The organism is Microbacterium sp. B24, assembly GCF_000333415.1.
Lineage (GTDB): Bacteria > Actinomycetota > Actinomycetes > Actinomycetales > Microbacteriaceae > Microbacterium.
Window position 1 is genome coordinate 1 of the sequence record NZ_BADB01000091.1, and the last position, 2,922, is coordinate 2,922.

The 2,922-nt window shown below is 69.8% G+C and carries 3 protein-coding genes and 1 pseudogene; 2 read left to right on the forward strand and 2 right to left on the reverse strand.

The window, feature by feature from the left end; all coding sequences use genetic code 11:
- A pseudogene (locus tag I5I_RS02095) lies at positions 1–253 on the forward strand (1-aminocyclopropane-1-carboxylate deaminase); the annotation flags it as partial.
- Here I5I_RS02095 and I5I_RS02100 read toward each other — a convergent pair.
- Positions 210–734: an Lrp/AsnC family transcriptional regulator gene (locus I5I_RS02100; protein WP_036315906.1), complete on the reverse strand. Its 525-nt coding sequence runs from the start codon at positions 732–734 to the stop codon at positions 210–212. The pseudogene I5I_RS02095 and the gene I5I_RS02100 overlap by 44 nt on opposite strands.
- A 113-nt stretch (positions 735–847) precedes the next feature.
- Between I5I_RS02100 and I5I_RS02105 the strand changes: the two genes are divergently transcribed.
- Positions 848–2,044, forward strand: a complete 1,197-nt coding sequence (locus tag I5I_RS02105; protein WP_036315907.1) for a trans-sulfuration enzyme family protein — start codon at positions 848–850, stop codon at positions 2,042–2,044.
- Positions 2,045–2,068: 24 nt separating this feature from the next.
- Here the strand turns inward: I5I_RS02105 and I5I_RS02110 are convergent.
- A partial coding sequence (locus tag I5I_RS02110) for a hypothetical protein (RefSeq protein WP_036315908.1) occupies positions 2,069–2,922 on the reverse strand: 854 nt, incomplete at its 5' end.

The window sequence follows — 2,922 nt, forward strand, 5'->3', positions numbered from 1 at the left end:
GGTTCTGGAGGGGTGGGCGGGTGAGCTGTACGGCATCCCCGTCGACTCCACGATGGAGGCCATCGAACTCGGCGCACGGCTGGAAGCGATGATCACGGACCCCGTCTACGAGGGGAAGTCCCTGGCCGGGCTGATCGACCTCGTCGGCTCCCGCGACATACCGGCATCGTCCACCGTGTTGTACGCGCACCTCGGTGGGCAGCCGGCGATCAACGCGTATCACTCGCTCTGGGACCCGAGCGCCTCCCGGTGACGCGGGCGAGCGGCCCCACTCCCTCGCGCCGCTCGAAGACGAGGTGGGTTTCGGTGGTGAGTACGGCCTCGTGCACCGTGATGTGCTGGAGGACGATGTCGCGCAGCGCCGCGGCATCCTCCACGGCCACATGCACGAGGAAGTCGTCCTCGCCTGCCACGTGAAAGGCCTCGATCACGCCGGGCGTCGCCACGATCGCGTCGAACAGCTGCCCGACCCCCTCGCGAGTGTGTCGACCGAGACGCACGCGGATGACAGCTTGCAGCGGAAGACCGAGGGATGCCGGGTCGACGAGGACGCGGACGCCGGCCAGCACCCCGCGAACGCGGAGGGAGCGAATGCGGTACGCGCAGGTCGACTCCGCGACGCCGAGTTCTTCGGCGAGCGCTTTGTTGGACCGGGCGGGCGCGCGGACCACGGCCGCGAGAATCCGCAGGTCGAGCTCATCGAGGGCGGATGCCGTGGCTTGCGATTCAGACAAGTGCGCCTCCTGACGTCGATGTCATTCTGCTCGTCCTACAGCTATCTCGCCAGTTGATTGCGGTATACCCAACCGTTCACGACTTTCGCTGCGCCTTCCTCCATACTCGCGGCATGGAACATCTCGACACGCTCGCCGTGCACGCCGGACGTGCCGACTTCGCCTCACTCGGGGTGCACACCCCGCCTCTCGACCTGTCATCCACCTCTCCGCTGCCGGATGTGGAGCGCGGCGGCGACTCCTACGAGGCGCTCGCGACCGGTGGCACGCCGATTCCGGGCGGCAGCCACGTGTATGCACGCCTGTGGAATCCGACCGTGGCTCGGTTCGAGGAGGCCCTGGCCACGCTCGAGGCAGCCGAGGCCGCCGTCGCCTTCGCGTCCGGAATGGCGGCGTTGACGGCAGCGATCCTCTCCCACACGGTCTCGATCGGTCGCCCCCACGTCGTGGCGGTGCGCCCGCTCTACGGCGGCAGCGATCACCTGCTCGCGACCGGACTGCTGGGCACGGAGGTGACCTTCTGCGGTCCGGACGAGGTCGCCGCCTCGCTGCGGCCGGACAGCGGACTGATCGTCGTGGAGACGCCCGCGAACCCCACGCTCGAGCTCGTCGACATCGCCGCCGTGGTCGCCGAGGCCGACGGCGTTCCGGTTCTCGTCGACAACACGTTCGCCACGCCCGTGCTCCAGCAGCCACTCGCCCACGGGGCGACGATGTCGCTGCACAGCGCGACGAAGTACCTCGGTGGCCACGGCGACGTCGTCGGCGGCGTCATCGCCTGTGGCGCGGAATCCGCCGCTGCTCTTCGCCGCGTCCGGGCGATCACCGGCGGCATCCTTCACCCTCTCGGCGCGTATCTGCTGCATCGTGGCCTCCCGACCCTGCCTCTGCGGATGCGTGCGCAGCAGGAGACGGCCGCGAAGATCGCCCGGCGCCTGCTCGAGCACGATGCGATCGCGGAGGTGTTCTACCCGGGACTGCACGGCGACCCGACGGGGCTGCTCGCCCGCCAGCAGCACGGGACCGGCGCGATGGTGTCACTCCGCCTGCGCGGCGGCTATGACGCCGCCGCGCAGGTCGCGGCATCCACTCGCCTGTTCACCCACGCGGTCTCTCTGGGCGGAGTCGACTCGCTCATCCAGCATCCCGCAGCCCTCACTCACCGCCCCGTGGCGCCCGACGCCCGCCCGGACGCCGACATCCTCCGCCTGTCGATCGGACTCGAGCACGTCGACGACCTCATCGCCGATGTGACGCAGGCGCTGGCGCTCACGCGCGAGGGCGCGCCGAAGGCAAACGCGGCGCACTGATTCGCGGGTATCGACCCGCGATCCTCATTCCTGGGCGAGAGCAGCGATCGCTCGCTCTGCGACGTCCGGTGCGATCTGACCCGCGTTGACATGCACGCGGATCAGGTTCGTCCCGTCGCTGGCGAGGACGTCGTCTCCACGCTCCGGGTCGACCTTCAGGATGCGCAGTGCCTTCTGAGCGCCGGTCACGGTCACACTCTCGCCGACGGCATCGTCGTCCGTGCCCCACATCCACGCCCCGCCCGGCTGGGAAGTGACGGAGACGATGTAATAGGTGCCGTCCTTCGACACATCGCGGGTGCCGTACTGGCAGAACTGCTGGACTCCGGCAAACTCGAACAGGTCGTCCTCGGCTTGCCGTGAGCCCTCCCAGTAGCCGGACCAGTAGCCATCGCCGAGCACGTCCGCCAGCTTCATCCGCTCGCCGAGCTCGGTGCAGGCGACGACCGGCCAGCGTTGGGCGGTGGCCGGGGCCGGCACCGCCTTCGGCGCGGCGGCGGCATTATCCGCGGCAGCCGCGATCAACGCGTTCATCGTGTCGACGGGTGCCGCTTCGGACTCTCCCATCGGGGATGCCGAGGCGAGGAACCAGAGGCCGCCGACAGCGACGCCGACGCGGCACACGCGCGTGTCGTAGCTCCAGGCGCAGGCCGGCTCCGCGAGCGCCGCCACTGTCTGCGGGGCGGCCAGCGCGACGGGAAGCGCAAGACCGCTCCACCACCGGCCGTTGCCTCCTTCCACGGTCCAGCCGCAGGACAGACCTCCGGCGGTGCCCTCCGGGCCCGGCGTCTTGTCCGGGAAGGCGACGGTGTCGAACTGCTTCCGATACTCGGCGCGCTGGACATCGGCATCGATCGTGTCCGCGCCGAGGATGGCCG